Origin of the sequence: Microbacterium sp., assembly GCF_044508325.1 — a bacterium.
Classification (GTDB): domain Bacteria; phylum Actinomycetota; class Actinomycetes; order Actinomycetales; family Microbacteriaceae; genus Microbacterium.
This window is the reverse complement of record NZ_JBIQHX010000004.1, coordinates 187,741-203,325: the sequence shown is the minus strand read 5'-3', so window position 1 is coordinate 203,325 and position 15,585 is coordinate 187,741. Positions and strand designations below refer to the sequence as shown.

17 protein-coding genes are annotated in these 15,585 nt (G+C 70.3%); 8 read left to right on the top strand and 9 right to left on the bottom strand.

The genetic code is table 11. The features are described from left to right. Positions 1-32 precede the first annotated feature (32 nt). The 8 genes from ACIWQI_RS05365 to ACIWQI_RS05330 all read right to left on the bottom strand — a co-directional run bounded on the left by ACIWQI_RS05365 (position 33) and on the right by ACIWQI_RS05330 (position 7,542). Positions 33-1,196, bottom strand: coding sequence for an acyl-CoA dehydrogenase family protein (locus ACIWQI_RS05365; RefSeq protein ID WP_396656090.1), 1,164 nt, complete (start codon positions 1,194-1,196; stop codon positions 33-35). A gap of 78 nt (positions 1,197-1,274) precedes the next feature. After that, a complete protein-coding gene (locus ACIWQI_RS05360) occupies positions 1,275-2,297 on the bottom strand; it encodes a D-alanyl-D-alanine carboxypeptidase family protein (RefSeq protein ID WP_396656089.1) in 1,023 nt (340 codons plus the stop codon). Positions 2,298-2,368: 71 nt separating this feature from the next. Continuing rightward, positions 2,369-3,547: an alpha/beta fold hydrolase gene (locus ACIWQI_RS05355; RefSeq protein ID WP_396656088.1), complete on the bottom strand. Its 1,179-nt coding sequence runs from the start codon at positions 3,545-3,547 to the stop codon at positions 2,369-2,371. An 8-nt stretch (positions 3,548-3,555) separates the two neighbouring features. Further along, positions 3,556-4,362: an SDR family NAD(P)-dependent oxidoreductase gene (locus ACIWQI_RS05350; RefSeq protein ID WP_396656086.1), complete on the bottom strand. Its 807-nt coding sequence runs from the start codon at positions 4,360-4,362 to the stop codon at positions 3,556-3,558. After that, positions 4,359-4,796, bottom strand: a complete 438-nt coding sequence (locus ACIWQI_RS05345; protein ID WP_396656085.1) for a VOC family protein — start codon at positions 4,794-4,796, stop codon at positions 4,359-4,361. The genes ACIWQI_RS05350 and ACIWQI_RS05345 overlap by 4 nt, the downstream gene beginning before the upstream one ends. Further along, positions 4,793-5,392: a cupin domain-containing protein gene (locus ACIWQI_RS05340; RefSeq protein WP_396656084.1), complete on the bottom strand. Its 600-nt coding sequence runs from the start codon at positions 5,390-5,392 to the stop codon at positions 4,793-4,795. Before ACIWQI_RS05340 ends, ACIWQI_RS05345 begins: the two co-directional genes overlap by 4 nt. Continuing rightward, entirely contained in the window at positions 5,389-6,573 is a 1,185-nt protein-coding gene (locus ACIWQI_RS05335) for an FAD-dependent oxidoreductase (RefSeq protein WP_396656126.1), read from the bottom strand. Before ACIWQI_RS05335 ends, ACIWQI_RS05340 begins: the two co-directional genes overlap by 4 nt. 54 nt (positions 6,574-6,627) lie before the next feature. Next, a complete protein-coding gene (locus tag ACIWQI_RS05330; protein ID WP_396656083.1) occupies positions 6,628-7,542 on the bottom strand; it encodes a LysR family transcriptional regulator in 915 nt (304 codons plus the stop codon). A 102-nt stretch (positions 7,543-7,644) separates the two neighbouring features. Between ACIWQI_RS05330 and ACIWQI_RS05325 the strand changes: the two genes are divergently transcribed. From ACIWQI_RS05325 to ACIWQI_RS05300, 6 genes are all read left to right on the top strand, one after another. Further along, positions 7,645-8,580, top strand: coding sequence for a VOC family protein (locus ACIWQI_RS05325; protein ID WP_396656082.1), 936 nt, complete (start codon positions 7,645-7,647; stop codon positions 8,578-8,580). A 28-nt stretch (positions 8,581-8,608) separates the two neighbouring features. Then, a complete protein-coding gene (locus tag ACIWQI_RS05320) occupies positions 8,609-9,127 on the top strand; it encodes an RpiB/LacA/LacB family sugar-phosphate isomerase (RefSeq protein ID WP_396656081.1) in 519 nt (172 codons plus the stop codon). Positions 9,128-9,146: 19 nt separating this feature from the next. Further along, complete coding sequence (locus ACIWQI_RS05315) at positions 9,147-10,061, top strand: NADP-dependent oxidoreductase (RefSeq protein ID WP_396656080.1); 915 nt, start codon at positions 9,147-9,149, stop codon at positions 10,059-10,061. Between the two features lie 217 nt (positions 10,062-10,278). After that, positions 10,279-10,983, top strand: a complete 705-nt coding sequence (locus ACIWQI_RS05310) for a GntR family transcriptional regulator (RefSeq protein WP_396656078.1) — start codon at positions 10,279-10,281, stop codon at positions 10,981-10,983. Then, the gene (locus ACIWQI_RS05305) at positions 10,980-11,987 is read left to right on the top strand and encodes an ornithine cyclodeaminase family protein (protein WP_396656077.1); all 1,008 of its coding nucleotides are present in this window, start codon (positions 10,980-10,982) and stop codon (positions 11,985-11,987) included. Before ACIWQI_RS05310 ends, ACIWQI_RS05305 begins: the two co-directional genes overlap by 4 nt. A gap of 8 nt (positions 11,988-11,995) precedes the next feature. After that, positions 11,996-13,015, top strand: coding sequence for a dihydrodipicolinate synthase family protein (locus tag ACIWQI_RS05300; protein ID WP_396656076.1), 1,020 nt, complete (start codon positions 11,996-11,998; stop codon positions 13,013-13,015). Here the strand turns inward: ACIWQI_RS05300 and ACIWQI_RS05295 are convergent, their stop codons facing one another. Further along, positions 13,016-13,657 (bottom strand): TetR/AcrR family transcriptional regulator, encoded by a 642-nt coding sequence (locus ACIWQI_RS05295; RefSeq protein ID WP_396656075.1) that lies wholly within the window; start codon positions 13,655-13,657, stop codon positions 13,016-13,018. It abuts the gene before it with no gap. 118 nt (positions 13,658-13,775) lie between these two features. Here ACIWQI_RS05295 and ACIWQI_RS05290 point away from each other — a divergent pair, with 118 nt between their 5' ends. Beyond that, positions 13,776-15,185: an aminomethyl transferase family protein gene (locus ACIWQI_RS05290; protein ID WP_396656074.1), complete on the top strand. Its 1,410-nt coding sequence runs from the start codon at positions 13,776-13,778 to the stop codon at positions 15,183-15,185. Positions 15,186-15,290: 105 nt separating this feature from the next. Further along, positions 15,291-15,584, top strand: a complete 294-nt coding sequence (locus ACIWQI_RS05285) for a putative quinol monooxygenase (RefSeq protein ID WP_396656073.1) — start codon at positions 15,291-15,293, stop codon at positions 15,582-15,584. The last annotated feature ends 1 nt before the right edge of the window (position 15,585 follow it).

Sequence of the window (15,585 nt, the reverse complement as noted above, 5' to 3'; positions counted from 1 at the left end):
GCCGGCAGGGTGCCGGCTCAGGCCCTGCGCCCTCAGCGCTTTCCGACGATGTCGCGCGAGACGATGTCGCGCATGATCTCGTTCGTGCCGCCGTAGATGCGGTGCACGCGCGCGTCCAGGAACGCGCGGGCGATCGGGTACTCGGTGATGTAGCCGTAGCCGCCGTGCAGCTGCACGCCGATGTCGAGCAGCTCCCACTCGCGCTCGGTCGCCCAGTACTTGACCTTCGCCGCCTCTTCGGCGGTGAGCTTCTTGTCCTGGTAGAGGCGCATCGCGCGGTCGATGTAGGCCCACATCACGTCGACGGTGGTGGCCATGTCGGCGAGCTGGAAGCGCGTGTTCTGGAAGTCGGCGATCGGCTGCCCGAACGCCTCGCGGCTGAGGGTGTAGTCGCGCGTCCAGACGAACGCCGCCTCACCGGCCGCCGCGGCGGCGACGCCGATCGACAGCCGCTCGAGCGGGAGGTTCATCATGAGCTGGATGAAGCCGAGCCCCTCCTTGCCGCCGATCAGGTTCTCCTCCGGGACGAACACGTCGGTGAAGGACATCTCGGCGGTGTCCCAGCCGTGGAAGCCCATCTTCTCGAGCTTCTTCCCGTGCTCGAAGCCCTCCATGCCGTCCTCGAGGATGAGCAGCGAGAACGCGTCGGGGCGGTTGCCCTCACCGGTCTTGACGAATGTGACGACCATGTCGGCGGTGACACCCGACGAGATGAAGGTCTTCGCGCCGTTGACCAGATAGCCGCCGTCGACCTTCTTCGCGGTCGTCGTGATGCCGCGCAGGTCGGAGCCGGCGCCGGGCTCGGTCATCGCGAGCGCGCCGAGCACCTCACCGGTGGCCATCCGGGGAAGCCACTTCTCCTTCTGCTCCTGCGTGCCCATGTGGGCCAGGTACGGAACGGCGAGGTCGTCCTGGATGCCGAGGGCCCCCGCGAGCGAGCCGAGGCCCGCGCCGATGGTCTCCTCGAGGACGATCGCGCGGAACCGGTAGTCCTGCAGCATCCCGGCGCCGCCGAACTCCTCAGGGACGGAGAGCCCGATGATGCCGGCCTCGCCGGCGGCGAGCATCGTGGCGCGGTCGATCTCGCCCGCGGCATCCCACTGCTTGCGCTTGTCCTCGTTCGCGTAGCGCTTGATGAACTCCTTGACCACCTCGCGGAAGGCCTCGTGGTCCTCGTCGTAGATGTCGCGTTCCATCGCGAAGGTCCTCTCCTTTTGGGACTGCATGCCACGAAGCAGGATACCGAGTCTCAGCGCGGCGCCCGAGTGCGTTGTTCAGTCCCCATAATCGGGGGCGGCCGGCAGCCCCCAGAAGTCTTCGAGAGTGTGGAAACCGCCCCCGTGGTAGGCGGCCGCCAGCACGACCCCGAGGTAGCGGATGTGCCACGGCTCGGGGCTGTAGCCGGTGGTTCCGGCCTGACCCTGCTCGTACCGCACGATGAAGCCGTGGCGCCACGAGTTCTCGGCGAGCCACCGTCCCTGCCGCGTCGACGCGAATCGCGCGATGTCGCCGCACGCTCCGTCGCAGGCGACCACGTCGACGGCGAGCCCGGACTGATGCTCGCTGTAGCCGGGGCGAGCGCTCACCTCGTCGGCGCTGTCTGCTCCTTCGGCGGCGACCCACCGGGCGTGCTGCGTCGCCTGGTCGTCGAACGAGCGATAGCCGCTCGTGATGGCGATCTGTCCGGCGCCGGCCTCCTGTGCGGCCGCGACGAGCTCGGCGAAGGCGGCGGCGGCCTCGGCCCGCAGGAGCCCCTCGTTGAACACGCGCACGCCGTCGACCCGGGTCAGGTCCGCCGGCTCGTGCCCGAGCGGTTCGTAGGGGCGCAGCTTGTCGACGACGACCCACAGGCGCGTGGGGTCGGCGAGGTCGATGCACGGCGCGCCGCCGGTGATGACCGCCTCGCGCACAGCGGCCGCACCGCCCATCGCGATCAGTGCCGCCTCGTCGTCGCCGGCGGAGAGCGCCTCGACGACGCCTGGCAGCTCGCACGCCGCGACCGCCGGGGTCGGGCTCGACACGAGCGGCGGCGGGGAGGGGCGGGACGCGGCGGCCAGCCTGGCCGCGGCGGCCCGGTCGACGTCGGGCGGCGCACCGATCGTCGCCGCGGTGAGCGCCGCCGCGGCACCGGCGAGCAGGACGGCGACTCCGAGCGCGCCGGCGCCCGCGGCCAGGGCGCCGGGGCGGCGCGTGGGCGCCGCGTGGTGCGCAGCAGGGTGCGCCGCGGGAGCGGCATCCACCGTCTCCCGCGCGCGATGCCGCGCGCCGGGCGCGTGGCGCGGCCCCGGGAGTCTCACGCGCCCATTGTCCCCGGCGACGCTGAGAGCCGGCGCGCGTCACACCGTGCGCGTGGGTTTCGGGATCGAGATCAGGCGAGTTCGGCGAAGGTCTCCGCGATCCAGTCCGCGGTGAACTGGCTCACGTACGGCATGTTGTCCAGGCCGATGTGCTCGGCGCCGCCCTCCTCCTGCGTGAAGATGCGCAGCTCGCGCTTGGGCGAGTTCACTGCCGCCTCGTACTCCTTGTAGGCGTAATCGACGGGGATCTGCCGGTCGCCCTCTCCGTGGGTGACCAGGAACGGCACCGTGATCTGCTCGACGACGCCGCGCAGGTGCATGTTCTTCGTCTTCTCGATGAAGTCGTCCATGTCACTGGCACCGAAGACCCAGTGCACGTGGTCCCAGTAGTGCGGCACGGGGTTCTCGCCCTCGCGGCGCCGGCGGGCCTCCTGCACCGCGGCCCAGTCGTAGTTGGCACCCCACGCGACGGCGAGCGCGAAGCGCTTCTCGAACGCCGCGGCGCGCGGCACGTAGTACCCGCCGAGAGACCAGCCGACCAGGCCGATCCGCGCGGTGTCGACGCCCAGATCGACGGCATTGTCCTCGATCCAGTCGAGGGTCGACGCCGCCCACACCTCGGTGTCGTAGCGGGCGCGCAGGTCGCGCATCCGCAGCGCCTCACCCGAGCCGGGCGGGTCCATCATGAGCGTCGAGATGCCCCGCTCGGCCAGCTGCTGCGGGAAGCCCGAGGAGTACATCATCTCCTTGGTGGAGTCCAGGCCGTTCCACAGCACGACGAGCGGGTGCGGCCCGTCGCCGGGCGCGCGGTAGAAGTACCCCGGAAGCTGCGCGCCCTCCGGGGCGTCGTCGCCGGTGTACGGGATGTCGACGGTGGTCACCGGCACGCCCGCCAGCTCGACGTGCTTGAGCAGCAGGTCGATCGACTTCTGGTACGCGGCCCTGCGGCCCTCCCAGAGCGGCGACTGCAGGCGCTCGGCCTGCGAGGTGTAGAGCATGGCGCGGTAGTACTTCTCCGCGGCGCCGAGGTTCCAGCCGCGCGCCTCGTCCTCCTGCGCCGAGGCCAGCAGACGGTCGGCCACGGCCTGCCACGACGCGTAGAGCAGCTCGGTGCCCACGTCGTCACCCTGCGTCGAGGCCTCCAGCACCGGCCGGCAGGCCTTGTCGACGTCGTCGATGAGGCCGCCGTTGTTGAGCGTGGCGACGACCGACATGCTCCAGACGTAGTTCGTGGGGAAGTACATGTACATGGTGACTCCTATGAGGTCTCGGGACGGACGGCGTCGGAGAGGAAGGTGGCGACGCCGGAGAGGAACTGGCCGCCGTCGACGCCGATCTCGGCGCCGGTGATGTACGACGCGGCATCCGACAGCAGGAAGGCCACGAGGTTCGCGACCTCTTCGGGCTCGCCGCCGCGCTGCAGCGGGGCGACCCGCACGTTCGCGTCGAGGAAGGCGGACGGCGCGCTCGCGGTCATCTCGGTGCGGATGTATCCGGGATGGACGATGTTCACGCGGATGCCGCGAGGCCCGAGCTCGGTCACGCACGTGTGCGTGAGGCCTCGGAGCGCCCACTTGCTGGTCGTGTAGGCGGCCGTGTAGTGGCCGGTGAGCCCGGCCGCGGAGCCGATGTTGACGATCGACGAGCCGCGGCCCATGAGCGGCAGCAGCGCCTGGATGCCGAGCATCGCGCCGGTGACGTTGACCGCCAGCACACGATCCCAGTCGGCGCGGTCGACGCTGCCGATGCGCACGCGGTGCGTCACCCCGGCGTTGTTCACGAGCCCTTTGACCGCCCGCCCGCCGAGGGAGCCGGCCAGCGCGGCCCACTCCGCTTCGTCGGTGACGTCGAGCCGCCGGTAGCTCACCGATCCTGGGCGGGTGCCGTCGGCGGGGGAGAGGGATGCCGCGGCCTCGAGCAGCGCAGGCGCGTCGTCGCGGATGTCGGCGGCCACCACCTCGGCGCCCTGGGCGGCGAGCAGCAGCGCCTCCTCGGCGCCCTGACCGCCGGCGGCGCCGGTGATGACGAAGAGGCTTCCCGCGATGCCGGGCAGGGCGACGGTCACGACGCCCCCACGGGAGTGCCGGGCGGGCCTGGGCGGTCGAGCATCTCGATGAAGTTGCCCTCGGGGTCGGCGACGAACGCCATGCGCACGCCCGACACCGGCGAGGGCCCGGGCTCCATGATCGACGTGGCCCCCGCGGCGACCAGTCGCGCATACGTCGCATCGACGTCCGCGACGCGCAGGCAGATGTGCCCGTACCCCTGGCTGAGCACGTGCTCGGGCGCGCTGGTCGCACGCGGCCTGGGCTGCGACCCCGGCCGGGTGAGCAGCTCGAGCGCCCACCCGTGGTCGGGATCGACGAGGAAGACGACCCGAAGACCGACGTCCGGGATGCCGCCGGGCTCGAGCTGCTCCAGGCCGAGGGCGCGCGAGTACCACTCCGCCTGGGCGTCGAGGTCTGCGACCGAGAGTCCGACGTGGTCGAGCGCGGTCACGACACTGCCTCTCGGGCGCCGGGCGCATCACGCGGGCCGTGATGCATGAGCCCCTCGATCGCACCGTCCGGCAGCACCGCGAGCGCCTCCTCGCCGAACTCGGCTCCGACGAGCACGAACGCGACGCGCGCGATGGTGTCGCCGCGGTTGGCCCAGGCGTGATCGGTGCCGCGCTGGACGATGATGTCGCCCGCGCGCGCGGTCACCTCGCTGCCGTCGAGGATGAGCGTGATCTCGCCCTCGAGCACGATGCCGTAGTCGATCGACTGAGTGCGGTGCATCGGCGACTGCAGGCCATGCTCGTCGAGGCTGTGCGGAAGGAACTCGTTGATGCGGATGCGGGTGCCGTGAGCGGGGGGCGGCACGGTGATGTCATCGGCGGTCGGGTCCTCGGCACCCGCCCCGATGATCGCCGGCGCCGTCGAGGTCACCCAGATCTCGTGGAAGGCGACGCCGTCCTCGGGCAGTTCGCGGGTGACGGGCACCGGGCCGTCGCTGACGACGACCGACGCTCCGCTCATGTCGTGGCCGGTGACGATGCGCCGGGGAACGCGGAAGGCCGGGCGGTCGGGCCGTTCGGGACTCGGCGCGGTCACGGTGCGGGTACCAGGGCCATCAGCGCCTGTGCCATGACACGGCCGGGGTCGGCGTCGGGCGTGCCCGGGTGAAGCTCCCATTCGGCGAGCTGCAGCGAGGCATCCACCACTCCCTTGATGCGCGGGATGCGGCGGGCGTGGAAGGCCGCGAGCTGCTCGTCGAAGTCGCCGTCCTGCGTCATGTACTCGGCGAACAGCAGCGCGTCCTCGACGCACTGTGCGGCGCCCTGGGCGATCAGCGGCGGGACGGCGTGCACGGCTTCGCCGAGCGCGACGACGCGGCCCTTGTTCCAGGGGCCCTCGACGAAGATCCACTCGATCTCCTGGAAGTTGAGGAACGTGTCCGGCCCCAGCGATTCGCGCAGGTGGTCGAACTCGCCGTGGTAGTTCGCCATGAGGCGCTGCACCTCCTGCCACCCCTCGAGCCCGTTGTCGGGGCGCACCGGCGAGCAGAGCACGAAGATGTAGCACTGGTCCTCGCTGACCGGGGTGTACCCCACCTTGAAGGCGCCGCTGTCGTCCAGCGGGTAGGCGATGCCTCCGATCATCTCCGGTGTGCGGGAGGTGACGGCGCGCCAGATTCCCAGTCCGCTGGGCGCACGATCCTCGGTGATGCCCAGCTTCGGCCGGTTCTGCGACTTGATCCCGTCCGCGACGACGATGGCATCCCAGGTCTCCCGGGTGCCGTCCGAGAGCACCGAGACCGCGGTGTCGCCCTGGGTCTCGAAGTCGGCCAGCTCGAGCCCGAGGCGGATCTCGACGCCGTGCCGCTCGGCCGCGCGCAGCAGGATCTCGTGCAGGTCGGGGCGGAGCATCCCCACCGTCGCGGGCAGGTCGTCGCCACCGGTGCGGGGCGTGGGCATCTTCGCCATCACGCGGCCGTCGGCCCAGAACAGGGTGACGGCGTTCTCCGGATGACCCGTGGCGAGCACCTCGTCGATCACGCCGATCTCCTTGAACACGCGCAGCGCATTGCCCTGGATCGTCAGGCCGTGGCCGACACGCGCCCACGCCTGCGCCTTCTCCACGAGGGTGACCTTCACGTCGCGCCGGGCGAGCGCGATGGCCGTCGTCAGGCCGGTGAATCCGCCGCCGACGATGAGCACGTTCCGAACCGACATCTTCGTCTCCCAATCCCGCGCACCCCGATCTGGGGCACCTGTCGTCTCGCTCGACGTTATGCCCGGCCCGTGGCCGCCACCAGTCGGCGGTCCCGATGCCTGCTATCGCCGGGATCAGGCCGAGAGCAGACCTTCGTCGACGCAGCGGGCGGCCAGCTCGCGCAGCCAGGTGTGCGCGGGATCATGCGTGTGCGCCGGGTGCCACCACAGTCGCAGCGTCAGCTGCACGAGCGGGAACGGGGTCGGCACCGCGACGGTGCCGGTGACCGCGGCGTTGCGCTCGACGAGTCGCCGCGGCACGACGCCCATGAGGTCGGTCCCCGCCACGATGAGCGGAACCGAGAGCAGTGTGGAGGTGGTCACGCGCACCGGCGGACGCACGTCGAGCTCCTGCATCCGCCGCTCCACCTGGGTGAGCTGGCCACGTCCGAAGTCGCACCGGATGTGCGGGCTCTCCAGGAAGGCCTCCAGGGAGACCTCGCCGTCGACGATGCCGGGGTTGTCGCGGTCGGCGATGATCACGTAGTCGTCGCGAAACAGGTCGATGCTCTCGACGTCGATGCCGACACCGGGCGGGAGCACCACGAAGTCGTTGGCGAGCAGGTCGCGCGCCGCCTCGATCGGGTCCGGCGGCACGCGCAGGAAGTCGAAGCGGATGCCGGGGGCCGCTGCCTCGGCGCGCGCGAACAGCGGCCGCAGTTCGACCGCCGCGTAGTCGGAGGCGTGGATGCGGAAGGTGCGCCGCGTCGTCTCGGTCTCGAATCCCTCGTCCTGACCGAGCGCCTGAGCCACCAGCGGCAGGGTCAGCTGCACCTGCGGCAGGATCTGGTGGGCGAGCGGAGTGAGCTCGTAGTCGCGACCGACCCGGACCAGCAGCTCGTCCTGGAAGAGGGTGCGCAGCCGAGCGAGAGCCGCCGACATGGTGGACTGACCGACCCCGATGCGCTCCCCTGCGCGGGTGACGTTGGCCTCCTCCAAGAGCACGCGCAACGCGAGGAGGAGATTCAGATCCGCATCGACGGGCGCCACAGATGCATGGTATCCGGCGGGCACATGGCGCCCGGCATCCGGTCGTCTTAGCCTCGGGAAGACGCATCCCTGCGGTCCCCTGACTGTGAAAGAAGGTCGACGATGACTCGGCGCCTCGTTTCCCACCTGCGCTATGCCGCTCTGGCGATCCCGAACTTCGACGAAGAGCGCGACTTCTTCGTGAAGCACTGGGGCCTGACCGAGGCCCACGCCGAGGACGGCCTCAGCTATCTCGCCGCCGAGGGGTCTGCGGAGCCGTTCATCCTGCGTCTGCGCAAGGACGACAAGCGCATCGACATCGTCGGCTTCGGGGTGCGCGACCGGACCGATGTGGACGCCCTGGCCGCCCGGCTCCGTGAGAAGGGCGTGCAGTTCATCCACGACCCGCAGCCGCTCACCGGCTTCAGCGGCGGGTACGGCTTCCGCGTGTTCGACGGCGACGGCCGTGCGCTGGAGTTCAGCACCGGCTACGCGACCCGCGAGGCCCGCAAGATCCGCGAGCGCGAGCCGATCCCGGCGAAGCTCTCGCACGTGGTGTTCAACTCCGTCGATCTCAACAAGACCGCGCAGTGGTACATCGACCACCTCGACTTCACGATCTCCGACTCGCTGGTGCGTCCCGACGGGGCGGAGATGATGCATTTCATGCGGTGCAACGAGAATCATCATTCCGTCGCCGTCGCGATGGGGCCGCACCACTCGCTGCACCACCTGTCGTTCGAGATGCGCGGGATCGAGGAGTGGATGCGGGGCGCGGGCAAGATCCTGCGCGCCGGGGCCCGCATGATCTGGGGGCCGGGCCGCCACAACGCCGGCGACAACACCTTCGCGTACTTCCTCGACCCCGCGGGCAACACGATCGAGTACACGACCGAGCTGGCGATGGTCGACGACGACACGTGGGTGCCGCACCGCCACGACATCAGCCACCTGTCCACGCAGGACCAGTGGGGCACCGCGCAGGAGATGAGCGAGCTCATCGCCCGCGAATCCTTCAACGACATCGACAAGGGCCTGTTCGTCGCCCCGCCGGTGTGATCGGCGCCTGATCCGGGAGATTCCAGACATGACACGCATCCACTTCGCCGCCGACCACGGCGGCTATGAGCTCGGTCGCGCGCTGCAGCAGCGGGCGACCGACGCCGGCCACGACGTCGTCTGGCACGGGGCCGACGCGCTCGACCCGGGCGACGACTACCCGATCTTCGCCGTCCGGGTCGGCGCGGCGGTCGTCGCCGATCAGGACGCCGGCGTCGACGCCTTCGGCGTGCTGGTGGTCGACGACGCCGTCGCGGGCGTCGTCGCCGCCAACAAGGTCAACGGAGCGCGTGCCGTCTCCACCGAGTCGCCGCAGGGCTCGGTGCGCGCCCGCGCGGTGGTCGACGCCAACGTGCTCGTGCTCGACGGCATCGCGTTCGAGCCCTCGGCCTGGCTGAACGTCAACGCGTTCGTGACCTCGCCGATGGAGCAGACCGTCGAGCGCGGCCGACAGATCCTGCAGATCGAGGAGTATGAGAACTCCGGCACCATCGAGGGATGGGCCGTCCAGCTCGAGCCGGAGCAGATCCATCGCGCCCACGAATGACCTGACCGAAGGAGCACCGATGACCCGCGCAGCCCTCTATGACGGCCTCGGCGGCCCGGACGTCCTCTATGTCGGAACCGTGGCGGACGTCGAGCCCGGCCCCGGTGAGGTCGCCGTGCGCGTCCGCGCAGCGGGACTGAACCCGATCGACGCCAAGCTTCGAACCGGGTTCGTGCGATCGGATGCCCCGTTTCCGCGCCGCGTGGGATCCGACCTCGCCGGCACGGTCGAGGCTGTCGGCGACGGCGCCGTCTACTGGGACGGCACACCTGTGGCTGTCGGCGACGAGGTGTTCGGCCGCGGGCAGGGCGCGGTCGCGGAGCGTGCGATCGCGTCGGCGGACGCTCTGGCGAAGAGAGTGGATGCCGTGCCCGCCGAGGTCGCAGGAGGGCTCTGGATCGCCGGGCTCACCGCCGTGTCGTGCCTGGCCACCGTGCCGGTCGGCGAGGGCGACACCGTCCTGGTCGGTGGGGCGTCGGGCGCGGTCGGCCTCATCGCCGCGCAGCTGGCGGCGGAGGCGGGGGCGCGCGTGATCGGCACCGCGAGCGCCCGCAACCACGGGTTCCTGCGGTCGATCGGCGTGGAGCCGGTCGCGTACGGGGAAGGGCTGGCAGCGCGCGTGCGCGAGCTCGGCACCGTGACCGCGGTGATGGACTGTCATGGCCGCGAGGCGCTGGACGCCGGCATCGAGCTGGGAGTCCCGGTCGACCGCATGGTCGCGATCGCCGCCTACGCGGCGATCGACGAGCTCGGCGTCCTCAACGTCGAGCGCGCGGCGAGGACGCCCGCGAACCTGGAGCGCCTGGGCGATCGCATCGCGCGGGGGTCGCTGGTGCTGCCGGTGGTGAACACGTACCCGCTCGACGAGGTGGGCGCGGCATTCACCGATCTCGAGTCGGCCCACGCCCCCGGAAAGATCGTCATCACGCCCTGAGCCCATGCCGCGCGCCGCTGCGCCGCATCCCTCCTCGCTGAACCCGGGCAATCGCGTCGAACGCGACGTCTGCGCCCCCGGGCTGGACCACGGTGCTCGGGTTCGGCGTTCGTGTGCGCTGCGTTTCGGGGCCGCCGCGGCATCCATCACTTCACACGATGGGTGGCATGCGGCGCCGGGCATTCCCCCGGTGTTGGATATTGGATATTCCTTGAGCATGGCCACGCTCTCACCCCGCCGCATGACCGACCAGGTCACCCGTATCCTGCGTGACCGCATCGTCGAGGGAGACCTGGTGCCGGGCACCCGCATCGACGTCTCGCTGCTCGCGGCCGAGCTCGGGATCAGCCGCACCCCGGTGCGCGAAGCGATCCTGCAGCTGGAGACAGCCGGACTCGTCGTGCGCCAGCCGTACCGCGGCACGGTGGTCGCCGGTGTCGACCCGAACCGGCTCGAAGAGGTCACCGCGCTGCGCATCGACCTCGAGGGACGCGCCACCCTGCTGGGGGTGCCGCGCCTGTCGGAGGCCGACATCGATCGCATGACGCAGCTCCTCGACGAGCTGGAGTCGCGTCGCCACGACGAGGACTTCTCGCGGGGGGTCTTCAACGAGCTCAATCGCGCGTTCCACGGGGTGGTGTACGCCGCCGCGGACAGCCCGACTCTGCGCCGGGTGATCGAGCTGCTCGGAGCGGAGGCCGACCGCATGCGCCTGCACTTCGACGTGCCGGCGCCGCTCGCGGAAGCACATCACCGCGAGATCCTCGATGCCTGCCGCCGACGCGACGCCGAGGGCGCTGCGCGCTCGACGCGCCGGCACCTGCTGGAGTCGTACCTCGCCATGCGCGGCGGCATCCCTCGGATCCACGGCGGCCTTCTGGTCGACGTGCTCCGCGAGAACGAGATGGAGATCCCCCGATGACCGACGGCGGCTTCCTGGCCGAGCCCGCGACGCTCTTCCTCACCGACGCCGACGTGGCCCAGCTGGCGGACTGGGACAGCGCGATCGCGGCGCTGCGCGCGGCATACTCCCGCCCGGAAGACCCCCGCGCCACACCCGAGCGCGCCGTCGCCGTCACAGCGACCGGATGGCAGCGGGTCATGCCCTCGGCACCGCCGGGCGCCCGGTTCGCCGGGTCGAAGACCATCGCCGCGTCGATGACGAACCGCATCGCGAGCTATCTCATCACGCTCTTCGATCAGCACGACTCCCGGCTGGCGGCGCTCATCGACGGCAACCGCATCACCGGAATCCGCACCGCGGCCACCGCTGCGGCGGCGCTCACCGCGCTCCTGCCCGCGAGGCCTCTGACCGTCGCGGTCGTCGGCAGCGGGTTCGAGGCGCGGGCGCAGCTGCGCGCGGCATCCCGCATCGCCCGTCTCCAGGCTGTGCGCGTGACCAGTCCCACCCCCGCCAACCGCGAGCGGTTCGCCGACGAGCTGGGCGCCGAGCTCGGCCTCCCCATCTCCGCCGTGGCCGACGCACGCACCGCCGTCGAGGGCGCCGACCTCGTGCTGTGCGCGGCCCGGTCGCGAGACGAGACGCCCACGGTGCAGTCCGACTGGGTGGGTTCGGACGCGACGATCGTGTCGGTCGGCTCGACCACGGCATCCCAGCGCGAACTGGACCCTGCCCTCATCGGCCGCGCGGCGATCGTCGTCGCCGACGCCCTCGAGGAGGTGCTCCATGACAGCGGCGACATGATCGCCGCGCGCGACGGGGGATACGACCCGGATGCTTCAACGGTGTCGCTGCACGCACTTCTGGGCGGTTCTGCGACCCGGCCCGAGCACGGCATCGCGATCTACAAGTCCACCGGCAGCGGCTTCCAGGACATCGTGCTCGCCGAACTGCTCTACGAGCGCGCCGTCGCGCAGGGGCTCGGCACCCCGCTGCCGGTCGGCATCCTGTCCATCCCCAAGTGAGGAGCCCCATGGCGAACTACACCAAGTCCGAAGCCCGCGACTGGGCGCGTGAGCGCCTCGTCGGCGCAGTGAACTGCACGATCCCGTCGTTCACGACCGACCTCACCACGATCAACGAGAAGGGCATCCGCCATGACGTGCGCCTGGCGATGGAGCACGGCTTCGTCGGATCGCTCGCCGTGTCCGAGGTCAACATCACCCTCGCCGAGTACCTCGAGTTCATGGAGATCATGAAGGACGAGGCGGGCGACGACCTCGTCCTCGTGCACCACGGCAGCTGGTCGACGCTCGAGCAGAACATCGAGGCGGTGCGCGGCGCCGAGGCGGCAGGCGCAGAGCTCGTGCTGCTGAGCTACCCGCCGAACTTCTACCCGCAGTCCGAGCAGGAGATCTTCGACTACACGAAGGCGGTCTGCGATGCCACGAACCTCGCGGTGATCGTCTTCCCGATGTTCCTGTGGGGGTTCAGTCCGCGCATCCACCCGTCCGACATCCCCGCCCGCCTGCTGCGCCGCATGATCGACGAGATCCCCAATGTCGCCGTCATCAAGGCCGAGGGCGGATTCCCGTCGATCATGGGCATCATCGAGGCGCACCGCCTCTTCGCGGACGAGGTCGTGATCTCATGTCCCATCGAGGGGGAGCTGCTGCCGCTCGGTCAGGTCATCCCGATCCAGCTGTCGGCGACGAGCGACCACGAGTTCTGGGGACCGACGATCCCGCACGCCATGAGGCTCCTGCGCGAGAGCCGCTACGACGAGGTCACCGACCTGTACTGGAAGATGCACCCGGCCCGCAAGGTGAAGCAGCAGATGGCCCAGCTGCTCAACGGGGGGCATTTCATCGACCGGCAGCTGTGGAAGTTCCAGGGCTGGCTCCGGGGATACAACGGCGGTCCGCTGCGGCTGCCGACCCAGCGCATCCACGACCCGCAGATGGCCGCCCTGCGCAAGGGACTGCTGGATGCCGGATTCGAGCCGAGCATGGACCCGTTCAGCGAGTTCTTCGTCGGACGCAATCCGGTGTGATCAGTCCGGCGGAGTGAGAAGCACGAGGCGGCACACCGCCGGCAGCCGCTCGTCGGGCGGGGGACCCAATGCCCCCGCCTCGCGGAACTCGGCGCCGAAGGCCACGTCCCACGAGATGGCCTCGAACGCCATGCCGAATGCCGCCCGCACCGCCGACTCCGCATCAGGATGCGGGAGGTCGGCCGACCGGTCGAGCACGCGCACGGTGAAGGCATCCGCCATCTCGGCGATCGAGCGCGCCCCGCTCGCGCGCATCACCGGATCCGCCGCCGATCGCAGCACGATCGCACGCACGATCGCCGCCCGCTCACGCACGTGCGACACGAGAAGACGCACGGCGCGTTCGATGAACGCCGGCGTGGCGAGGCTGCGCCAGTGCGGACCGTCGGCGTACATCTCGGCCGCTGCGGCCATCATCGATGCCATCGCGCGCTCGTGCACGGCGCGCACGAGCGCCTCCTTGCCTTCGAACCGCGTGTAGACCGCGCCCGCCGAGGTCTCGGCCACACGACAGACCTCCGCGATCGTGAGCCCCTCGTACCCGCGTTCGGCGAACACGGCCGCGGTCGCCTCGAGTATCCGCTCCAGTGTGCGCTGCGAGCGCTGCTGGTGCGGCGGGCGCAACCCCGGGGTGTCGAGCATGTCTCCCAGTGTCCCAGGCACCATGCCCGGTGCCGGTGATACCACTCATCGGCGTTCGATATTCAGAATTCTGATTCTGTTTCGATACGGTCGAGCCCACGGACGAAGGAGCCCCGAGATGACCCAGAGCCTGGAATCGCTGCTGCAGGAAGCGGGAGGGCCGATCCCCCTGCTGCGCGCGCACAAGTACGACCGCGCGGACGCGCGTCCCGAGTATCAGCCGCAGCAGATCATCCCGGTGCTGCCGCAGGAGTTCTCGCTCTGGGAGCACGAGACCCGGGCCTGGCGCGAAGGCGTCGCCCTGTTCGACCAGACGCACCACATGTCCGGCGTCTTCCTCGAGGGCCCGGATGCCCAGCGTCTGCTGGCCGAGATCGCGATCAACGACTTCTCGACGTCGCGGCCGGGTGCCGCCCGGCAGATCGTCTGTGTCAACGCCGACGGCGACCTCATCGGCGACGGCATCGTCTTCCACCTCGAGGACCAGCGCTTCTCGGCATACGGCGCAGGCTTCGTGCAGAACTGGATCATGTTCCACGCACAGACCGGCGACTACAACGTCGAGGCGGTGTACGACACCAAGGCCCCGGTGTATCCGAACGGCCACGCGAACACGCGCCCCGACTGCCGCTACCAGATCCAGGGGCCGCTGGCCGGTGCGCTCATCGAGAAGCTCAACGGCGGCCCTCTGGGCGACGTGAAGTTCTTCCACATGACCGAGATGACCATCGGTGGGAACCGCTGCCATGCCCTGCGGCACGGCATGGCCGGCGCCCCGGGCCTGGAGGTGTGGGGGCCATACGAGCATCGCGAGGCCATCCGCGACGCCATCATCGAGGCCGGTCGCGAGTTCGGGCTCCAGCCGGTCGGCGGCATGGCGTATCTCATCGGCGCCATCGAGTCCGGCTGGTATCAGGCGGTGGTGCCCGCGATCTACACCTCGGAGTCCCTGCGCGACTACCGCGAGTGGCTTCCCGCGAACCTCGGCGAGGGGATGATCCGCCTCAGCGGCAGCCAGGAGCGCGCCGACGTCGCCGACTACTACCGGACCCCGTTCGACCTCGACTACGGCAAGCTCATCCGCTTCGACCACGAGTTCATCGGCAGGGATGCGCTGCAGCGCCGTCGCGAGGAGCCGGCTCTGCAGAAGGTCACGCTGCAGTGGAACGTCGAGGATGCGGCATCCCTGTTCGCCGAGATGCTCACCCCGGGCGGACGCGACGTCCGCTTCCTCCACCTTCCGGCGATGTGCGACAAGATGGACAAGCACTACGACATGCTCACCCTCGACGGACGCGAGGTGGGCAACTCCGCCTACACCGCGTACACCGCCAACGAGCGCTCGATCCTGTCGATCGCCCTCGTCGACGAGACAGTGCGGGTCGGCGACGAGGTCGTCATCCACTGGGGCGAGGCCGGCGGAGGCTACGGCGCGAACGTCGTCCCCGCCACCGATGTCGTCGAGATCCGCGCGACGGTGAGCCCCGCGCCGTATGCGCGCGTTGCGCGCGAGGACTACCGCCGCTGACCGCCGATGCCTGGCATCGTCGGCGCGCGGTGTCCCGCGGCATCCCCCGCACGTACCGTGAAGCCAGGGGGCATGCGCCCCACCCGTCGTCGAGAGAGGAACACCATGGCCTTCGTATGTGCAGCCACCTGGATCGCCAAGGACGGCGAAGCCGAGACCGTGCGCGACGCGCTCGCGAAGCTGTCGCCCGCGTCGCGCGCCGAGCCGGGCAACCTCTACTACCAGGCCTACCAGGACCCGGCGGAGCCGAACGTGTTCCGCATCTTCGAGGTGTACACCGACGAGGATGCGTTCAAGGCCCACGGCACCTACCCCCACTTCGAGCAGTGGGCGCTGGGTCAGGCGATCCCGGCCCTCGAGACCCGGCAGCGGGACTTCTACCAGACCCTGGACTTCTGAC